15 protein-coding genes are annotated in these 16,322 nt (G+C 37.9%); 12 read left to right on the top strand and 3 right to left on the bottom strand.

The annotated features are described in order from the left end of the window. The first annotated feature begins 11 nt into the window (after positions 1-11). The 6 genes from ACFSW4_RS10725 to ACFSW4_RS10700 all read left to right on the top strand — a co-directional run bounded on the left by ACFSW4_RS10725 (position 12) and on the right by ACFSW4_RS10700 (position 7,431). Complete coding sequence (locus ACFSW4_RS10725) at positions 12-992, top strand: phosphotriesterase family protein (protein WP_377329211.1); 981 nt, start codon at positions 12-14, stop codon at positions 990-992. A 19-nt stretch (positions 993-1,011) separates the two neighbouring features. Further along, positions 1,012-2,667 carry an AMP-binding protein gene (locus ACFSW4_RS10720; protein WP_054753752.1) on the top strand — a complete coding sequence of 552 codons (1,656 nt, stop codon included), beginning with the start codon at positions 1,012-1,014 and terminating at the stop codon, positions 2,665-2,667. Between the two features lie 35 nt (positions 2,668-2,702). Further along, on the top strand, positions 2,703-4,241 hold the full coding sequence (locus ACFSW4_RS10715; RefSeq protein ID WP_377329209.1) for an acyl-CoA carboxylase subunit beta: 1,539 nt from the start codon (positions 2,703-2,705) through the stop codon (positions 4,239-4,241). Between the two features lie 21 nt (positions 4,242-4,262). Further along, a complete protein-coding gene (locus tag ACFSW4_RS10710; protein WP_377329207.1) occupies positions 4,263-5,243 on the top strand; it encodes an NADPH:quinone oxidoreductase family protein in 981 nt (326 codons plus the stop codon). A gap of 61 nt (positions 5,244-5,304) precedes the next feature. Then, positions 5,305-6,048 carry an SDR family NAD(P)-dependent oxidoreductase gene (locus ACFSW4_RS10705; RefSeq protein ID WP_054753751.1) on the top strand — a complete coding sequence of 248 codons (744 nt, stop codon included), beginning with the start codon at positions 5,305-5,307 and terminating at the stop codon, positions 6,046-6,048. Between the two features lie 147 nt (positions 6,049-6,195). Beyond that, on the top strand, positions 6,196-7,431 hold the full coding sequence (locus ACFSW4_RS10700; RefSeq protein WP_377329205.1) for a cytochrome P450: 1,236 nt from the start codon (positions 6,196-6,198) through the stop codon (positions 7,429-7,431). Positions 7,432-7,447: 16 nt separating this feature from the next. On the opposite strand, the gene ACFSW4_RS10695 is transcribed toward ACFSW4_RS10700, so the two are convergent. Next, entirely contained in the window at positions 7,448-8,026 is a 579-nt protein-coding gene (locus ACFSW4_RS10695) for a Maf family protein (RefSeq protein WP_054753750.1), read from the bottom strand. Between the two features lie 76 nt (positions 8,027-8,102). Between ACFSW4_RS10695 and ACFSW4_RS10690 the strand changes: the two genes are divergently transcribed. From ACFSW4_RS10690 to ACFSW4_RS10675, 4 genes are all read left to right on the top strand, one after another. Further along, complete coding sequence (locus ACFSW4_RS10690) at positions 8,103-8,912, top strand: alpha/beta fold hydrolase (RefSeq protein ID WP_377329203.1); 810 nt, start codon at positions 8,103-8,105, stop codon at positions 8,910-8,912. A gap of 92 nt (positions 8,913-9,004) precedes the next feature. Then, positions 9,005-9,622, top strand: coding sequence for an NAD(P)H:quinone oxidoreductase (gene wrbA / locus ACFSW4_RS10685; RefSeq protein WP_377329201.1), 618 nt, complete (start codon positions 9,005-9,007; stop codon positions 9,620-9,622). Between the two features lie 177 nt (positions 9,623-9,799). After that, positions 9,800-10,816, top strand: coding sequence for a DUF3231 family protein (locus tag ACFSW4_RS10680; protein ID WP_377329199.1), 1,017 nt, complete (start codon positions 9,800-9,802; stop codon positions 10,814-10,816). A gap of 212 nt (positions 10,817-11,028) precedes the next feature. After that, the gene (locus ACFSW4_RS10675; RefSeq protein ID WP_279401654.1) at positions 11,029-11,985 is read left to right on the top strand and encodes an alpha/beta hydrolase; all 957 of its coding nucleotides are present in this window, start codon (positions 11,029-11,031) and stop codon (positions 11,983-11,985) included. 197 nt (positions 11,986-12,182) lie between these two features. Here ACFSW4_RS10675 and ACFSW4_RS10670 read toward each other — a convergent pair whose 3' ends face one another. Together ACFSW4_RS10670 and ACFSW4_RS10665 are read right to left on the bottom strand one after the other, a co-directional pair. Beyond that, complete coding sequence (locus ACFSW4_RS10670) at positions 12,183-12,806, bottom strand: peroxiredoxin (RefSeq protein WP_279401653.1); 624 nt, start codon at positions 12,804-12,806, stop codon at positions 12,183-12,185. Between the two features lie 54 nt (positions 12,807-12,860). After that, complete coding sequence (locus tag ACFSW4_RS10665) at positions 12,861-13,772, bottom strand: DUF4349 domain-containing protein (protein ID WP_377329197.1); 912 nt, start codon at positions 13,770-13,772, stop codon at positions 12,861-12,863. Between the two features lie 126 nt (positions 13,773-13,898). On the opposite strand from ACFSW4_RS10665, the gene ACFSW4_RS10660 reads away from it, so the two are divergent. Both ACFSW4_RS10660 and ACFSW4_RS10655 read left to right on the top strand, forming a co-directional pair. Next, a complete protein-coding gene (locus ACFSW4_RS10660) occupies positions 13,899-14,570 on the top strand; it encodes a TVP38/TMEM64 family protein (RefSeq protein ID WP_054753745.1) in 672 nt (223 codons plus the stop codon). After that, positions 14,571-16,268: an ABC-ATPase domain-containing protein gene (locus ACFSW4_RS10655; RefSeq protein WP_377329195.1), complete on the top strand. Its 1,698-nt coding sequence runs from the start codon at positions 14,571-14,573 to the stop codon at positions 16,266-16,268. Positions 16,269-16,322: the final 54 nt, after the last annotated feature.

Below are 16,322 nucleotides of genomic sequence, written 5' to 3'. Positions count from 1 at the left end.
GATGAATGTAGATGGGTGAATGGATTGAAACGGTAACAGGTAAGATTCCAGTTGAGAAGATGGGGAAGACACTTATTCATGAGCATTTTGTTTTTGGATATCCAGGTTTTCAAGGGGATATCACGTTAGGTAGGTTTAATGAACTTGATGCCATTGATGCAGGAGTTCAAGCAGCTAAAGCAGTTCAGCAATTTGGAGTTCAAACAGTCGTTGATCCGACACCAAATGAGTGTGGTCGAAACCCGGAAGTTTTGAAAGCGATTTCAGAGGAAACTGGCTTACAAATTATCTGTTCTACGGGTTATTACTACGAAGGTGAGGGGGCCACCCCGTACTTTAAGTTCCGTCAGTCGTTAGGGACAGCTGAGAAAGATATTTATGAGATGTTCTATGAGGAAATTACAGGTGGAATTGGTGAGACCGGCATACGCCCTGGTTATATTAAACTTGCGACAAGTAAAGATACCATTACCCCTTATGAACGAATGTTTTTTGAAGCCGCCGCAAAAGTCCATAAAGAAACCGGAATTCGAATCATCACACATACACAAGAAGGGACTATGGGGCCAGAGCAGGCGAAGCTTTTAACGGAGTTAGGTGTTAATCCAGATAAAATTGTCATCGGACATATGTGTGGCAATACGAACCCTGACTATCATAAAGAAACAATGAAATACGGTGTGAAAATTGGCTTTGATCGATTCGGCCTACAAAAAATGGTTGGTGCACCTACGGATGATGAGCGAGTGGAAACGATTGTCCAGTTGTTTGAGGATGGGTACGCTGGCCAAATTATGTTATCACATGATTCGATCACACATTGGATGGGACGTCCTCTAGAGATGGATGAACAAGTTGCTATGTTAGTTGCCAACTGGCACCCAACGCATATTTTCGAAAATATTGTACCTCAGCTTAAAGAGCGTGGAATATCAGATGAGGATATAGATCAATTGTTTTATTTAAATGAGGTTAGTAGTTTAGTGAAATAAAAAAGTAGGAGGGAGCGGATTGAGAGATTTATTAAGAAAAAGCTGGCCAAAAGATGTGCCTGAGACGTTAACTTATCGTTTAGGAGAGAAACCTCTGCATGACTATTTATTAAAGAACGCAATGGAAAAACCTAACCAGTCTGGGTATGTTTTTTATGGACAGAATCTCACTTGGAAAGAGTTAGCAGATGATGCTTTGCGTTTAGCTGAGTTTTTAAGTCTAAAAGGAATTCGGAAAGGGGACCGAGTTGCTCTTTATTTGCAAAACTCACCGCAATATATCATTGGTCATTATGCTATTCAGATGATTGGAGCAGTTGTGGTTCCTTTAAATCCAATGTACAAAGAATCCGAACTTGATTATTTTCTTAATGAAGCGGAGATCAAAGTCGTGATTGCAGGTCAAGAATTGTATACACAAATTAAGAATGTGAGCAGTAAGGCGCCTTCACTTGAGTTCGTAATCACCACAAATTATGCGAATTATTTACCTGGAAATCCAACATTACCTGTACCTAAAGAGTTAAATACAGGTAATGTTAATACAAATTCTGCTTATGATTTTGTAACTAGTATTAAGTCAACTGAGCCTCTAATAGAAACAGCTGAAATAGATTTGTGGAATGACGTGGGTCTAATGGTATTTACTTCAGGAACAACTGGTAGACCTAAGGCAGCGATGCTTACTTTTGGCAATGCCTTATTTAAAACAGCTGCAACTGCACAAGCCTACATGGTTAATGAAGCAGATCAAACACTTGCAACGGCCCCACTATGTCATATTGCAGGTATGGTAATGGGTGTTAATATTCCTGTCTATCAATCTTTAGAATGCGTATTACTGACAAGATTTGAACCAGAGGCGGCTATTCAATCTATTGAGAAATATAAAATAAGTAAACTTTACACCGTAGCTCCAATGAATGCAGCTATTCTTAATCATCCAAACATTGAAACGCGCAATCTAACATCATTAAAGTTAAACTTCGCAACAAGTTTCGGAATGAACGTGGATGAAAAGCTTGCTTCTGTATGGTCACAATTAACTGACGGCTGTGTATTATTAGAGGCAGCTTACGGACTAAGTGAAACTCATACATGCGACACATTTATGCCAATCGATCACATTAAATTTGGGTCATGTGGTATTGCAACATACGATACTGAAATAAGAATTGTTGACCTTGAATCAGGGGAAGATCTTAAGCCAGGCCAACAAGGTGAAATTGTGATTAAAAGCCCAGGTGTCTTTAAAGGTTATTTAAACCGTCCGGAGGCTACTGAAGAGACCTTACGTGATGGTTGGGTCTTCACAGGAGATATCGGACAGTTAGATGAAGAGGGTTACTTATATTTTAATGGAAGAGTAAAAGAGATGATCAAATCATCCGGTTACAGCGTCTTCCCTGAAGATGTTGAGGCATTGATGAGCGAACACGATGCTATTTTGCAAGTCGCATGCATTGGGGTTCCAGATGCCACAAGAGGAGAAAGTGTTAAAGCTTTTATAGTCTTAAAGCCTGAATGGATTGGAAGAATTACAGAAGAAGAAGTGATCTCCTGGGCAAAGAATTATATGTCAGATTATAAGTATCCTCGCTCTGTTGAATTTATTGAAGAGCTTCCTGCAACAAGCTCTGGAAAAGTGCTAAGACGACTATTAAAAGAAGAATAATTAGACAGTAAGTAAATGTGGGTAAGGAGATTTCAATGAAAAAAGAATTAGAGGTTTTAACAGAAAAGAAGGAACAAGCTAAATTAGGCGGTGGATTAAATAAAATTGAAAAACAACATCAAATGGGTTTCCTAACCGCAAGAGAGCGTATTCATTTGCTTGTGGATCCCGGATCGTTTTTAGAGCTGGGATCCTTGGCTCACTCAGATCAACCTGGTGCTGATCTGAAAAGTGCAGGTGATGGGGTGGTTACTGGTCTAGCCAAAGTTAATGATCGACAGGTTGTGGTTCAAGCATCTGATAAAACCGTGTTTGCCGGAACAGAAGGTATGGTTTATTTCAGAAAAACTAAAGCCGCTCATGAATTCGCCGTAAAAAGAGGAATGCCGCTAATTAATTTAATGGAAGGCGGCGGATTAAGAATGCCAGATGGAATGGGATCTGATGGGATTAGTCAAATGCTCTTCCCTCAAGAGCTACTACAACATAACCGGTCAGTACCGATGATTACGGCAATACTGGGGGATAGCTTTGGTGGACCGACTTGGACTGCCGTTTCATCTGATTTTGTAACTCAGGTAAAGGGTACTTCTATGGCAGTTGCAGGTCCTAGAATGTTAGAAGTGGCAACAGGAGAAAAAGTGACTAATGAAGAATTGGGCGGCTGGGAAGTTCATGCCGAATACACTGGACAGGTTGATCAATTTGCTGAAACAGAAGAAGAAGCAATTGAACAGATTAAACAATTTTTAAGTTATGTGCCCCAGCATTCAGGTATTGAACCTTACAAGCAACCTACTAACGATCATCCGCAGCGTGTCATAGATGAGGTAACAGAAATTGTACCTACCAGGAGAACGCGTGCATATGACATGAAAAAAGTTATCGAATTAATTGCTGATGATGGTGACTATTTTGAATTAAAACCAACATTTGGAAAGGCGTTATTAACCTGTCTAACTAGAATAAACGGCAGAGTCGTTGGAATTATTGCAAATCAACCCATGCAATTCGCAGGTTCAGCAGGTCCTAAAGAATGCGATAAAGCAACTGACTTTATCTGTTTATGTGATTCTTACCACATTCCGCTCATATTTTTACATGATATTCCTGGCTTTAGAGTCTCTAGTGAGGCAGAAAAACATAAAATCCCTACTAAGATTATGATGTGGAACCAAGCTCTTGCTCAATCAACCGTTCCTAAAATATCCATTGTTATTAGGAAGAGCATCGGAGCTGCTTATGGAAATATGTGCGGACCAGGAATGGGAGCTGACTTTGTCGTCGCATGGCCGACAGCAGAAATTAATTTCACAGGTCCTGAGGTGGGGATTAACGTTGTGTATGGTCGTGAATTACAGAAAGCGGATGATGTAAAAAAGGAACGCCAAGAGCTTCTAAAGCTTTGGGGCTTTGATAGTTCACCTGAAAAAGCAGCTGGAAAATATTTAATAGATGACATTATTGACCCAAGAGAAACTCGTAAGTTCATCAGTCAAACACTTGAGTTTTCTTGCTCGAAAAAGGGCTCAATTAGTGAAAGAAAATTGGCAAACTGGCCAACAGGATTTTAGAGTGATAGAGGAGGAACGTATATGCGAAGCTGGAAAGTGACAAAACTAGGGAATCCAAAAGATGCTTTAGAACTTCAGGAGGTTGATCAACCAAGTGTGAAAAAAGGAAAGGTTTTAATAGAGGTGGAAGCAGCCTCTCTTAACTTTTTTGATATTTTATTATGCCAAGGGAAGTATCAGGAAAAGCCGCCACTTCCTTTTACCCCGGGGTCTGAGATATCCGGAATTGTTCGTGAAGTGGGAGAAGGATCTAAATTAGAAGTAGGGCAAAAGGTACTAGCAACACCTGGGTTACCAGAAGGTGGTTTATCAGAGTTTGTTGTAGCGCCTGAAGAATCTGTCTATGTTGTACCAGATTCAATGTCTGCAAGTGAAGCAGCGGGTATGTTTATCACTTACCAAACTGCCTATTATGCTTTGTTTTACCGTAGTCAACTTCAAAAGGAAGAAGTCCTATTAGTTCACGCAGGAGCGGGTGGTGTTGGCTCTGCAGCCATTCAATTAGGTAAAGCGAAAGGTGCTAAAGTCATTGCGACAGCAGGTGGCCCTGAGAAAGTAAAGGTTTGTGAAGATCTAGGAGCAGATGTGGTCGTTGACTATAATAAGGATGATTTTGTTTCGGTCGTTAAAGACGTAACGAATGGTGAGGGTGCAAATGTTATTTTTGACCCAGTTGGTGCGGATGTTTTTGATCGGTCGAAAAAATGCATCGCCTTTGATGGACGGTTATTAGTCATAGGTTTTGCTGGGGGTCGAATACCAGAAGTTGCTGTTAATCATGCCTTAGTTAAAAACTATTCTATAGTTGGGGTTCACTGGGGACTGTTTGCAAAAAGAAATCCTCAGGAAGTAAGAAGGATTCACGATCACTTAATGGATTTATATCACAAAGGAGATTTTCGTCCGTTGATTTATAACGAATACCCACTTGAGGATGTCCCAAATGCATTAGAAGTGTTAGGCGAACGGAAGTCGTATGGGAAGTTAATAGCAATTCCATAAAAATAATGGTGAGGCCCAAGTTCTTGGGTCTCAATTTTTAAACTTAAGGAGAGGTTACAGTATGCGTTTAATTAATAAAGTAGCTATTATAACAGGTGGTGGGGGCGGAATTGGTAGGGCCACGGCCATACGATTTGCGCAGGAAGGAGCAAAAGTGCTAGTTGCAGATGTTAATGAAGAAGAAGTAAAGGAAACAGCTAGGCTAGTAATTGAATACGGCGGGGAATCCGTATTTTCTAAATGTGATATGTCTAACTCATCTGATGTAGAGAGAATGGTTGATGATTGTTTAAAAGCCTATGGAAAGATTGATATTTTATTTAATAATGCTGGTGTAGGAAGTCAAGAGATGAAACTACCAGATGTATCAATAGATGATTGGCAACGTGTGTTCAATATAAATATTAATGGTGTTTTTTATGGAATGAAATATGTTATTCCTCATATGAGCGAAGGTGCTTCGATTGTGAACACAGCTAGTATTGCTGGAATCAAAGGTCAGAAACTGGTGTCAGCCTATTCAGCTTCAAAAGGAAGTGTAATCACATTAACTAAGACAGCTGCAACAGAGTTTGGCAGAAAGAATATTAGAATTAATGCAGTCGCTCCAGGTGTGATTGACACGCAAATGGTTGAGAACTGGAAGGAAACTGACAAATGGCCGGTTTTATCAACGGCTAATGCTTTAAGAAGAGTTGGGAAAGCCGAGGAGATTGCGAATGCCGTATTATTTTTAGCATCAGATGAAGCTTCGTTTATTACTGGAGAAACACTTGTTGTCGATGGCGGGACTTTGAATATGTAAGCTATCATAATCCATTTGTAGAGAAAGAGGAACAATTTAATCAAATGGTTGAGATGACATTCAGGTAATCTTTTGAACGGAACGTGATGTTTTACCTCCTACACATTGGGAATACTAAGGAAAAAGTCATTTACCGGAGGTCAAATCATGTCTCATCAGAGGAAAATCCCTAAGGAAACAGGCTGGGATCATTCTATAGAATTATTAAGAGAAGGATATTATTTTATACTTAATCGAACTGGGAAATTTGATTCCAGAGTGGTTCTGACAAGGATATTAGGGGCAAAGACCATTTGTATGGTTGGAAAAAAAGAAGCGGAACTGTTCTATGATACAGATAAATTTTATAGAGAAGAAGCGGCTCCTACTAGCGCTCAAAAGACAATTCTAGGACAGGGTGGAGTACAAGGACTTGATGGGGAAGAACACCGGCACCGAAAAGCTATGTTCATGTCCCTAATGACAAAAGAGGCACTTAATGAAATTCAACAATTAACTAAAGAGGAATGGCAGAGTTATATAAACAAAGAAACAGATGAAGTAGAAATTTATGAAGCGGCAAAGGTTGTCTTAACTCGTATTGCTTTAAGGTGGACAGGTGTTCCTTACAAAGAAGAGGAAGTCCAGTATTGGGCATCTAACTTAAGCCCACTATTTGAATATGCATCTAAAATTGGACCAAAAAATATTAAATCTAGATGGTCGAGACAAAAACTTGAAAGTAAGCTTGAAGACTTAATTCAAAAGGTTAGAAAAGAACGTATTAACGTGGATCGATCTCGTGCATTTTACCAATTTTCCATGCACAAAGATTTAAACGGTGAGTTGCTAGATCAACATATAGCGGCCGTTGAATTATTAAACTTAATTAGACCGTTAGTAGCCATCGCGGTATATATTAATTTTACGTTTTTAGGTTGGTTTGAGCATCCTGAACAGGTGAAAGCTATTAAAAATGGTGAGCTCAACTCCGAGCAATTTATTCAAGAAGTTCGCCGTTATTATCCATTTTTCCCATTTGTTGTTGCGAGGGTCAGAAAAGATTTTACGTGGAATAATTATATTTTTAAAAAAGATACGGTAACATTTTTAGACCTTTATGGAACGAATCATGACCCTGAAATATGGGATGAACCAGATGAGTTTAAACCTACACGATTTAATGGATGGGAGGGAACCCCATTTGATTTCATTCCTCAAGGTGGAGGAGAGTTTGATATTGGACACCGTTGCGCAGGAGAATGGATTACGATTAAAATTCTAAAAACTACCTTGGAGTATTTCATAAATGAAGTGACGTTTGAGTTTCCTGATCAAGAACCAGAATATCAAATGAATGATATTCCCCCAAAACCAAAGGTCATAATTAAAATGAAGGGCTAAATGATATGTTTAGCCCTTAATTATATTCTGATTTAATTCCGAATTTCGTTAGCTCTTTAACCACTCGAGAGATGGGGAGGCCTACAACATTGTAATAATCGCCCTTGATCTGTTTAACGAACATGGCGCCAATGCTTTGGATACCATAAGCACCAGCTTTATCGTAAGGATCATCTGTTGAGATATACCACTGGATGTCTTGTTTATCTAAAGGCCAAAACTCAACTTCAGTTCGTTCGACAAAAGTTTTTTCTTCTGTGTTCGTACGGATTGTAAACCCGGAGTACACGTCATGTATACTTCCACTCAATAGGGAAATCATGTGATAAGCTTCATCTTTACTTTTAGGTTTTTCAAATATTTTATTCTGAAAAGAGACGACTGTATCGGCTGACAGTATCACCTCATTAGAATCTAAAAGGTTGATGTGTCTGCTTTTAAACTGAGCTAAATGAGCCACTTTCTTTTCAGGGTTTTGTTCGGTGATTTGAGATTCATCGGCTTCTGGTTTTCTAATCGTAAAAGGAATATGAACTTGTTTGAGCAATTCCTGTCTTCTTGGTGATGATGAACCAAGGATTAATTTTGGTTCCATAAAATCCTCCTGTTTTTAATCAGTTTTTGAAATCGTTAAAATAATACATATAGGCAATAAGAGAAAGGATACGATTATGAGTTTAAATAAAGAAACCATCCGAGTTATGAATGTCAATATTTATTGCGAATATAACATTTCTGAGAAACCGCCGCTTATACTTATACACGGATATTTATCATCTACATATACATTTCATCGAATCATGTCCAAGCTATCTGAGAATTATTCAGTTATAGCTATTGACTTACCAGGCTTTGGTCGTAGTGAAAAATCTAAGTCATTTCGCTATTCGTTTGAGAACTATGCTCAATTGATTAAAGAAGTTATGGATTATTTTCATATAACGCGGGTTACATTAGTCGGTCATTCGATGGGTGGTCAAGTTAGTCTGAATGTGGCTAAATTTTACCCAGAAAAAGTCTCAAAATTAATTTTATTAAATAGTTCTGGGTACTTAAAGCGAGCGAACCAATTATTAATCTTAAGTTCATACTTACCATTTTTCCATCGCTATGTCCATTATCATATTAACAAACATGATGTAAAAGAAGAGCTTAAAAAAGTTTTATTCAATCATTCATTAATTACGGATGAAATGATGGAAGAATATAAAAGACCTTTATTGGAAAAGGACTTTCCCCACTCATTGATTCGCTTACTTAGACATCGTGAAGGTGATTTGTCTTCACAAGATTTAAATCAAATTTATACACCAGCTTTATTAATTTGGGGAAAACAAGATGAGGTTGTCCCATTTAAGGTTGGGCAAAAGCTTGCATCAGAACTTCCTAATGCGAACCTCATTGCGTATGATCAAGCTGGTCATTTAATCACTGAGGAAAAACCTGTTGAAGTAGTGGAACAAATTCTTAAATTTGCTTAAAACCCATTATCTTGACTTCAAGATATTTTATCGTTACAATAGCAAATGTGCTTACAAAAAGTAAGTTTACAACTAGAAGGGAGTTTTTTAACATGGCAATTAATTTAGCAATTGTATATTACAGCTCAACAGGAACGAATTATCAAATGGCAAAATGGGCTGAAGAAGCAGCTCAAGAAGCGGGTGCCAACGCTAAAGTTCTCAAAGTGGAAGAACTTGCACCTAAAGCCGCAATTGAGTCAAATCCTGCTTGGAAAGATCACTATGAAGCAACTCAAGACGTACCTGTTGCGTCTTCAGATGATATTGAGTGGGCAGATGCGATTATCTTCAGCACACCTACTCGTTTCGGTAACTTACCATCTCAGATGAAGCAATTCTTAGACATGCAAGGTGGCCTTTGGGCTAATGGAAAAACGATTAATAAAGTCGTAAGTGCGATGTCATCAGCTTCAAATGCTCATGGTGGTCAAGAAGCAACTGTACAAGCACTTTATACGTCTATGATGCACTGGGGTGCCATCATTGCAGCGCCTGGTTATACTGATCCAGTTCAGTTTGCTTCTGGCGGCAACCCGTATGGCGTAAGTGTTACGGTTGATCAAGAAGGTAACATGGTTGAAGATGTTAAAGACGCTGTTAAGCACCAAGCTAAACGTACGATTGAAGTTGCATCATTAGTTAAAAAAGGTCAAGAAGTTAACGCATAATGTTTGTCAAAGCACCAATCAATTTTGATTGGTGTTTTTTTATATTTTTGTGATTGTCTAACCTAATAAGCTTGAGAAACTAAAATTTAGATTCAAATTGAATTTAAAAATTATTAATATCATAAACCATTTAGGGCAAATTAAACATAAATTTACTATATGTAAAGAGGGGTTAACATGAGCACAGGCGGTTTAAACAATTTAACAGCCTCAGAAATAACCAATTTGTGGAACACCTATATGAATGACTCTGGAGCTATTTGTCACTACAAATATCAATTAAATCATGTTGATGATCCAGATATTAAGCAAATTTTAGAATTAGCTTTGAGTATCTCAGAGTCACATGTTAAACAAATTGAAGGATTTTTTAATCAAGAAAATTATCCTGTTCCTCATGGGTTTAAACTTGATGAAGATGTGGATGTAACAGCTCCAAGGTTATTTACGGATGTGTATTTCCTTACCACCACTTCACAAATGGGGAAAATAGGAGTCAATAATTATGGTAATGCCATTACAACAGCTGTTCGAGATGATGTCTTTGAGTTTTTTCATAACTGTTTAGAAGAATCTGTAAGTTTAATTCAAAAGTCAAAGTCAATTCTTTTAGATAAAGGACTTTATGAAAGATCGCCATATTTACCTACACCTGATAACTATGACTTTGTTAAAGACAATAACTTTCTGGCTGGATTCTTTAAAGAAAAAAGGCCGTTAACTGGTGCAGAAATTATGAATTTTTATGCCAATTACGAACGGAATGCATTAGGTGCAGCAACCATGATGGGATTTAGCCAAGTAACCAAAAATCGTGACGTCGCAGATTACTTCTTAAGAGGTAAAGAAATTGCAAATAAACATTGCGAGATTTTTGGTTCGTATTTAAAGAAGTTCGATACTCCTCAACCAATGACATGGGATTCTGAAGTAACGGATTCAACGACTTATGTTTATTCAGACCGTAAGATGATGTTTTATACGTCAGCTTTGAATGGGTTAAGTATTGCTTATTATGGCGCAGCAATGGCCGCAAGCCCACGCCGTGATATAGGATTAACTTATTCAAGGTTAGTATCTGAATTGGTTAAATATGCAGATGCTGGCACTCGTCTTATGATTGAGAATGGTTGGATGGAAGAGCCTCCTAGATCTGTCGACCGAGATGAGCTGAGTAAAAAGAATAAGAAGTAAACAAAAGCTACCGACTTCGGTAGCTTTTTGTTTATATATGTAAAGGTTGGTGTTAACATATTAAAATTAGTAATAACTAGAGCTTTTCTAGTTTGTTGAAGAGTTATAGTTAAATTTAACCAATATTAAATTCCACCGATTCCCAATGACAATTATCCCGAATTTTCTGTATAATAGGACATAAGCACCAGAGAATCGAGAGGGGAAGGACTTTGTTAAAAAAGAAATGGGTTAAGGTCGGGATAGGATTATTAGTTTTACTAATGTTAATAGATATATTTGCGAGTTTTTATTTTTATGATTTAGCTATTAAACGTGAAAAGAAAGACTTTCTGCAAAATAATGATGATTTAGTCGTGTCTCGTGAAGCCATGGACGTGTTTGTAAGTGGTGGTTGGCGTGAGTGGGTCGATAATCAAAACTTCGAATACTGGGAACTTCAGTCGTTTGATGATTTAAGACTGCAAGGTTACTATTTAGAAGCTGAAGAACCTACTAATAAAACCGTAGTGTTTGCTCATGGTTATTTGGGTCGAGCTAGAGACATGGGGCTTTACGGTGAATATTATTATGAAGAACTAGGGTATAACATGCTTTCAGTAGATTTGCGAGGCCATGGCCAAAGTCAAGGGGATTATATAGGCTTTGGTTGGCATAGTCGGTTGGACTTAGTTGACTGGGTGAACAAGTTAGTTGAAAAACAAGGTGAAGATACGGAAATTATCCTTCATGGCTTATCAATGGGAGCTGCGTCCGTCTTAATGGCTAGTGGAGAGGACATGCCCTCAAATGTGAACGCGATTGTAGCTGACAGTCCTTATACGAGTGTGTATGATTTGTTTGACTATCAAATGGGACGTATGTTTAATTTACCATCATTTCCTATACTAGATTCGACTAGTCTAGTAACTAAAGCGAAAGCCGACTATTCATTAAAAGAAGCTTCTGCATTAAAGCAAGTTAAAAAGGCAGAGGTCCCAATATTATATATTCATGGTAACAGCGATGATTTTGTGCCAACGAGAATGACGAAAGAATTGTACAAACATACGAATAGTGAAGCGCAAATTAAGGTTTTTGAAAACTCAAGTCACGGTGAAGCCTTTGCGATTTATCGTGATGAATATATTGAGACATTAGAGCAATTCTTAAAAAAGTACATGGAGTAAATTAAAATTGCGTCAGAAAACTTTCAAATACAAATATTTTTTTGCACGTGAATTTATATTTGGATTCACGTGCTTTTTTGACTAAAAAAATATATGAATTTTCTTTTCAAAACAAAGGGAAATATAAAATGTAATTGAATTAAATTAGGGACTTAGAAATTTCCTAAGCCCCTTACATAGTATTCAAATATAAATATTTAGTACCTTCCAATATCATTGAAATTCCTTTGAATTCCGTCCATTCCTGGTTCCCAGTTGGCAGGTACCCCTAAACCAGTTTCACGTCCAAATTGTATTCCTTTCATGAGTCTCAAGATCTCATCGGAACTACGACCTACTTCTCTAGGGTAAATCATTTTGGAAACAATGATTCCGTCTGGATCAACGATAATCGTTGCTCGAAAAGACGTCCCGGATTCTTCATCCAATACACGGTACCCACGGCTAATTCGCTGATTGCGGTCGCTCACTAACGGGAACTCGACTGTCATTGCAGATGGTGAAGTTTCCTTAAAAACTTTGTGAGCAAACACACTATCTGTACTTATTCCGAGAACTTCAGTATTCATAGATTGAAGTTCAGGATATATGGCAGCAACTGCTGCGAGTTCAGTAGGTCAGACAAAGGTGAAATCACTTGCATAGAAAAATAGAATAACCCAAGACCCACGATAGTCCTCTAAATCAATGGATTGAATTTGATTATTAAATAATGCGTCTGCTGTGAATAATGGGGCTGGGTCATCGCGAGTTGCACAAAATGGTAATGTACGCTCATCTAACTCATCAACCGTAATAGGTGGATTGTTAGGTCTTTGCATGTTAGCCCTCCTTATAAATTAATAATGTATTATATTCAAGGAGAGCTTGATTGATTAATTCGTCTTTTGTCGCTTCAATTTTATAAAAATGATAACCCCTATAATAAGTAATGGAATTAAAACCGGTGATAACCCAACAATTAAAACGAGTAAGCTAGATGCGACTGATAATAGAAAATTAACCGTATTCATAAATAATTGTTTCGCTTTTGCTAGCGTATTTAAATCTTCTTGTGATTGAACGTTTGGCACATTTACTTTGCGTTCAGTGATATTGATGTGAATGGTTGAAAAAGCAACGTGGTTTTCTAAGTAATTCATACGGCCTTTGATTTGTTCAATTTCTTCTTGAACTTTGGAAAGGTCATCTGAGATTCTAAGCAAATCTTCTGTTTTTTCAGCTCCCTCCATAAATTGAAGAAGACGGGTTTCAACAGCTTCTTTTGCCTTTAGCCTAGATACCAGATCTACATATTCTTCCGATACATCTTCGCTTTGCTGGCTGCGACTTAAGATCTTTGAACTGTCTGTTTCTAATCCAGACATAAATGAATCAAAGTGATCTTGAGGAACTCGAACGACCATGTAACCTTCTTTTTTCTTGTGTTCACCTTGCAAATACTGATTGGATTCAACGATATATCCACCAATCTGATCAAGCTCCTGCTTAATACGTGAAGCCATACTACCGAAATCTTTAACCTCAACTTCAATATTTCCTTTATAAATAATCATCTGCTGTGTGCTATCAAAGTCTGTTGCTGATTTTTCCTCGGATTCATCAGCAACCTCTTCGGTGGATTGTTCAGATTGATTATTTTGCGAGAACCCTTCTTTTGATTGGCTTGACTCTTCAGCCATATCATATTCAGCTTCTCCTTCTGAACTTTCATTCGCTGAGTCGTTACTACATGCGTACAATCCCATCATTAAACAAAGACTAAGAAACACCACCCATTTTTTCATTAAATTGACCCCCTAAATTTGTTTAGATATACAGTCGATTTAATTTAAGCAAAGTTACAGTTTTGATTAAGTAAAGTAATCTCAGGGAATATATTGTGATATAAACGACTTAGAAGGTGAACGATCATGCAGCTAAAAACAGTTATTAAAGGAACCATTATATTTGCTTTTATCATCGTACTATATGCTTTTCATGAACGTCTTTGGCATGTTTCTCCAGAAGATATTCGAACATTTATTTATATGGCTGGTTGGTTTGCCCCAGCGTTCTATTTATTATTGTTTATGCTAAGACCTTTAGCGTTATTTCCAGCCTCAGTGTTCTCAATCGTTGGCGGATTAGCATTTGGCGCATGGTGGGGTTCAATACTTGCTTTTATTGGTGCAACTTTAGGGGCAGTCGTGGCTTTCTGGATTGCACGTTATATGGGTGAAGATTCTTTCAAGAAACTTAAAAATAAAAAAGTACTTGAGTTAAAAAGCAACTTTGAGGAGAAAGGTTTCTTTTATATATTAATGCTTAGGTTTTTACCGATTGTAAACTTTGATCTTATTAGTTACGGGTGCGGTTTGTCGAAAGTACGGTTTAAAGATTTTCTTAAAGCAACGATGATTGGTATTATTCCAGGCACCTTGATATACAATTTCATGGGTGCTAGTTTAGTGGTGGGGAATCGTTGGACCATGACAGCCGTAATTATCTTATATGTCATCTTAATTATCGCACCAATTATCTGGAGAAAGAATTTAATGGGCAAAATTGAAAAAATGGATGAAAAAGTGACGGAGGGTTCATAGATGAAATTTTTACAGCAGAAAATGAAGCAAATCGATGGCAAGAGCTATAAAGCCTATAAAAGTCTACAAGGCAGTTATTATTTTTCTAATTACCATTTACACATTGATTATGTTCAAGGAGACCCGTTTGCAGCTCCTTCAAAAATTCGTTTAACGATTCCACGAAAATATCAAGAAATTGACCAATCCTGGTTAGAGACAGAAAGACGTAACACTTATATTGAAGATTATATGGCACGCAGGGTGCAGCAAGCAGTTTTTAAAGAGAATACGCACGTTAAAGGAAGCGGCAAAAGTGGCATGGTCGCAATAGATGGTCCTGACCAGGCAATTTTAAAACGTTCTGCCGTTAAGCTTACTGAAGATGACGTGACAATCTGTTTATCAGTTGGGCTGCCGGCAAATGGTCGCAGAATTAATGGAAAAGAGGCGGAAAAGCTTTTCTTTAAAGCTATTCCTTCTATCCTGCAGCATTCTATTTTTGATCTAAAACCAGAGGATCTAACAAACTCGATGCAGTTGGCCGACCAACATGATGCCATTCGAGAAAAAATGAAGGAAGAGAATTGGATTGCGTTTATTGCAAATGGAGCTATTTTACCAAGAAAAAGTGGCGTTAGTACAAAGCCTTTAAATGATGCAGTACCTTTCCAAAGTCCAAAAGAGAATGAAGTGTCATTTGAAATTCCGTATCGTGATCAACCATTAGCGGGAATGGCCATTAAGAAAGGCATTACATTAATTGTTGGTGGCGGATTTCATGGTAAAAGTACATTGCTTGAAGCACTTGAACAAGGGGTATATGAGCATATTGCCGGTGATGGAAGAGAATATGTTTTAACAGATCCTAGTGCAGTTAAAGTTCGCGCTGAGGATGGCCGGAGCATTAGTAAAGTCAATATTTCACCATTTATTAATGATTTACCAAACAGTTCTGATACAAGTACATTTACAACAGAAAACGCAAGCGGAAGTACATCGCAAGCTGCGAACGTCATGGAGGCTCTCGAAGCTGGGGCATCGACTCTTCTAATCGATGAGGATACAAGTGCGACAAACTTCATGATACGTGATGAACGCATGCAACAACTGGTGGTGAAGGATAAAGAACCGATTACCCCGTTTGTTCAAAAGGTTAAACAATTGCGTGATGAATTAGATGTTTCAACGGTACTGGTTATGGGTGGTTCAGGTGATTATTTTGATATTGCTGACAATGTCATCATGATGGACCGTTATGTGCCAGTTAATGTAACCAATGAAGCACGTGAAATTGCCAAAAATCATCCAGTTGAGTGGCCGAATGCATTAAATGAATTCGGTTCTTGGACAAATCGAACGGTCGTGACTAATTCAATTAAAAACAAATTAGGTAAAAAAGCTAAAGTTCAAGCAAAGAGTCGTCACACCGTCATGATCGGACGCGATGCTATTGACCTATCATTAGTTGAACAAATTGTCGATGATTCCCAAACAAGAATGGTTGCAAATATGTTAAAATATATGGCGATGCATGCACCATTTAAAGAGGATCTAACTCTAACTGAATGGTTGGATCACTTTGAAAAAGAAATGCAGCAGAAAGGCCTAAGTTTTACACAAAAAAATCAAGAACAGCACCCAGGCGATTTAGCAGAGCCGAGACGATTTGAAATCGCGGCTGCTATTAATCGCTTGAGGAAAATTAAAATAGACTAATTATCGGGTGAAGTGTCCGTATTCCGTGTAGAATTGTTCGTATCGGCGGACCTT

It is taken from the genome of Piscibacillus salipiscarius (assembly GCF_042685285.1).
In the GTDB taxonomy this organism is placed as follows: domain Bacteria; phylum Bacillota; class Bacilli; order Bacillales; family Alkalibacillaceae; genus Piscibacillus; species Piscibacillus salipiscarius.
Note: the sequence above shows the minus strand (reverse complement) of the source record. Positions and strands in the feature narration are given on the sequence as shown.

Bases quoted from the DNA above. Each gene is read 5' to 3' on its own strand.
- ACFSW4_RS10725 (WP_377329211.1), top strand. From the start codon at position 12: ATGGGTGAATGGATTGAAACGGTAACAGGTAAGATTCCAGTTGAGAAG.
- ACFSW4_RS10715 (WP_377329209.1), top strand. From the start codon at position 2,703: ATGAAAAAAGAATTAGAGGTTTTAACAGAAAAGAAGGAACAAGCTAAA.
- ACFSW4_RS10710 (WP_377329207.1), top strand. From the start codon at position 4,263: ATGCGAAGCTGGAAAGTGACAAAACTAGGGAATCCAAAAGATGCTTTA.
- ACFSW4_RS10705 (WP_054753751.1), top strand. From the start codon at position 5,305: ATGCGTTTAATTAATAAAGTAGCTATTATAACAGGTGGTGGGGGCGGA.
- ACFSW4_RS10700 (WP_377329205.1), top strand. From the start codon at position 6,196: ATGTCTCATCAGAGGAAAATCCCTAAGGAAACAGGCTGGGATCATTCT.
- ACFSW4_RS10695 (WP_054753750.1), bottom strand. From the start codon at position 8,026: ATGGAACCAAAATTAATCCTTGGTTCATCATCACCAAGAAGACAGGAA.
- ACFSW4_RS10690 (WP_377329203.1), top strand. From the start codon at position 8,103: ATGAGTTTAAATAAAGAAACCATCCGAGTTATGAATGTCAATATTTAT.
- wrbA (WP_377329201.1), top strand. From the start codon at position 9,005: ATGGCAATTAATTTAGCAATTGTATATTACAGCTCAACAGGAACGAAT.
- ACFSW4_RS10680 (WP_377329199.1), top strand. From the start codon at position 9,800: ATGAGCACAGGCGGTTTAAACAATTTAACAGCCTCAGAAATAACCAAT.
- ACFSW4_RS10665 (WP_377329197.1), bottom strand. From the start codon at position 13,772: ATGAAAAAATGGGTGGTGTTTCTTAGTCTTTGTTTAATGATGGGATTG.
- ACFSW4_RS10660 (WP_054753745.1), top strand. From the start codon at position 13,899: ATGCAGCTAAAAACAGTTATTAAAGGAACCATTATATTTGCTTTTATC.
- ACFSW4_RS10655 (WP_377329195.1), top strand. From the start codon at position 14,571: ATGAAATTTTTACAGCAGAAAATGAAGCAAATCGATGGCAAGAGCTAT.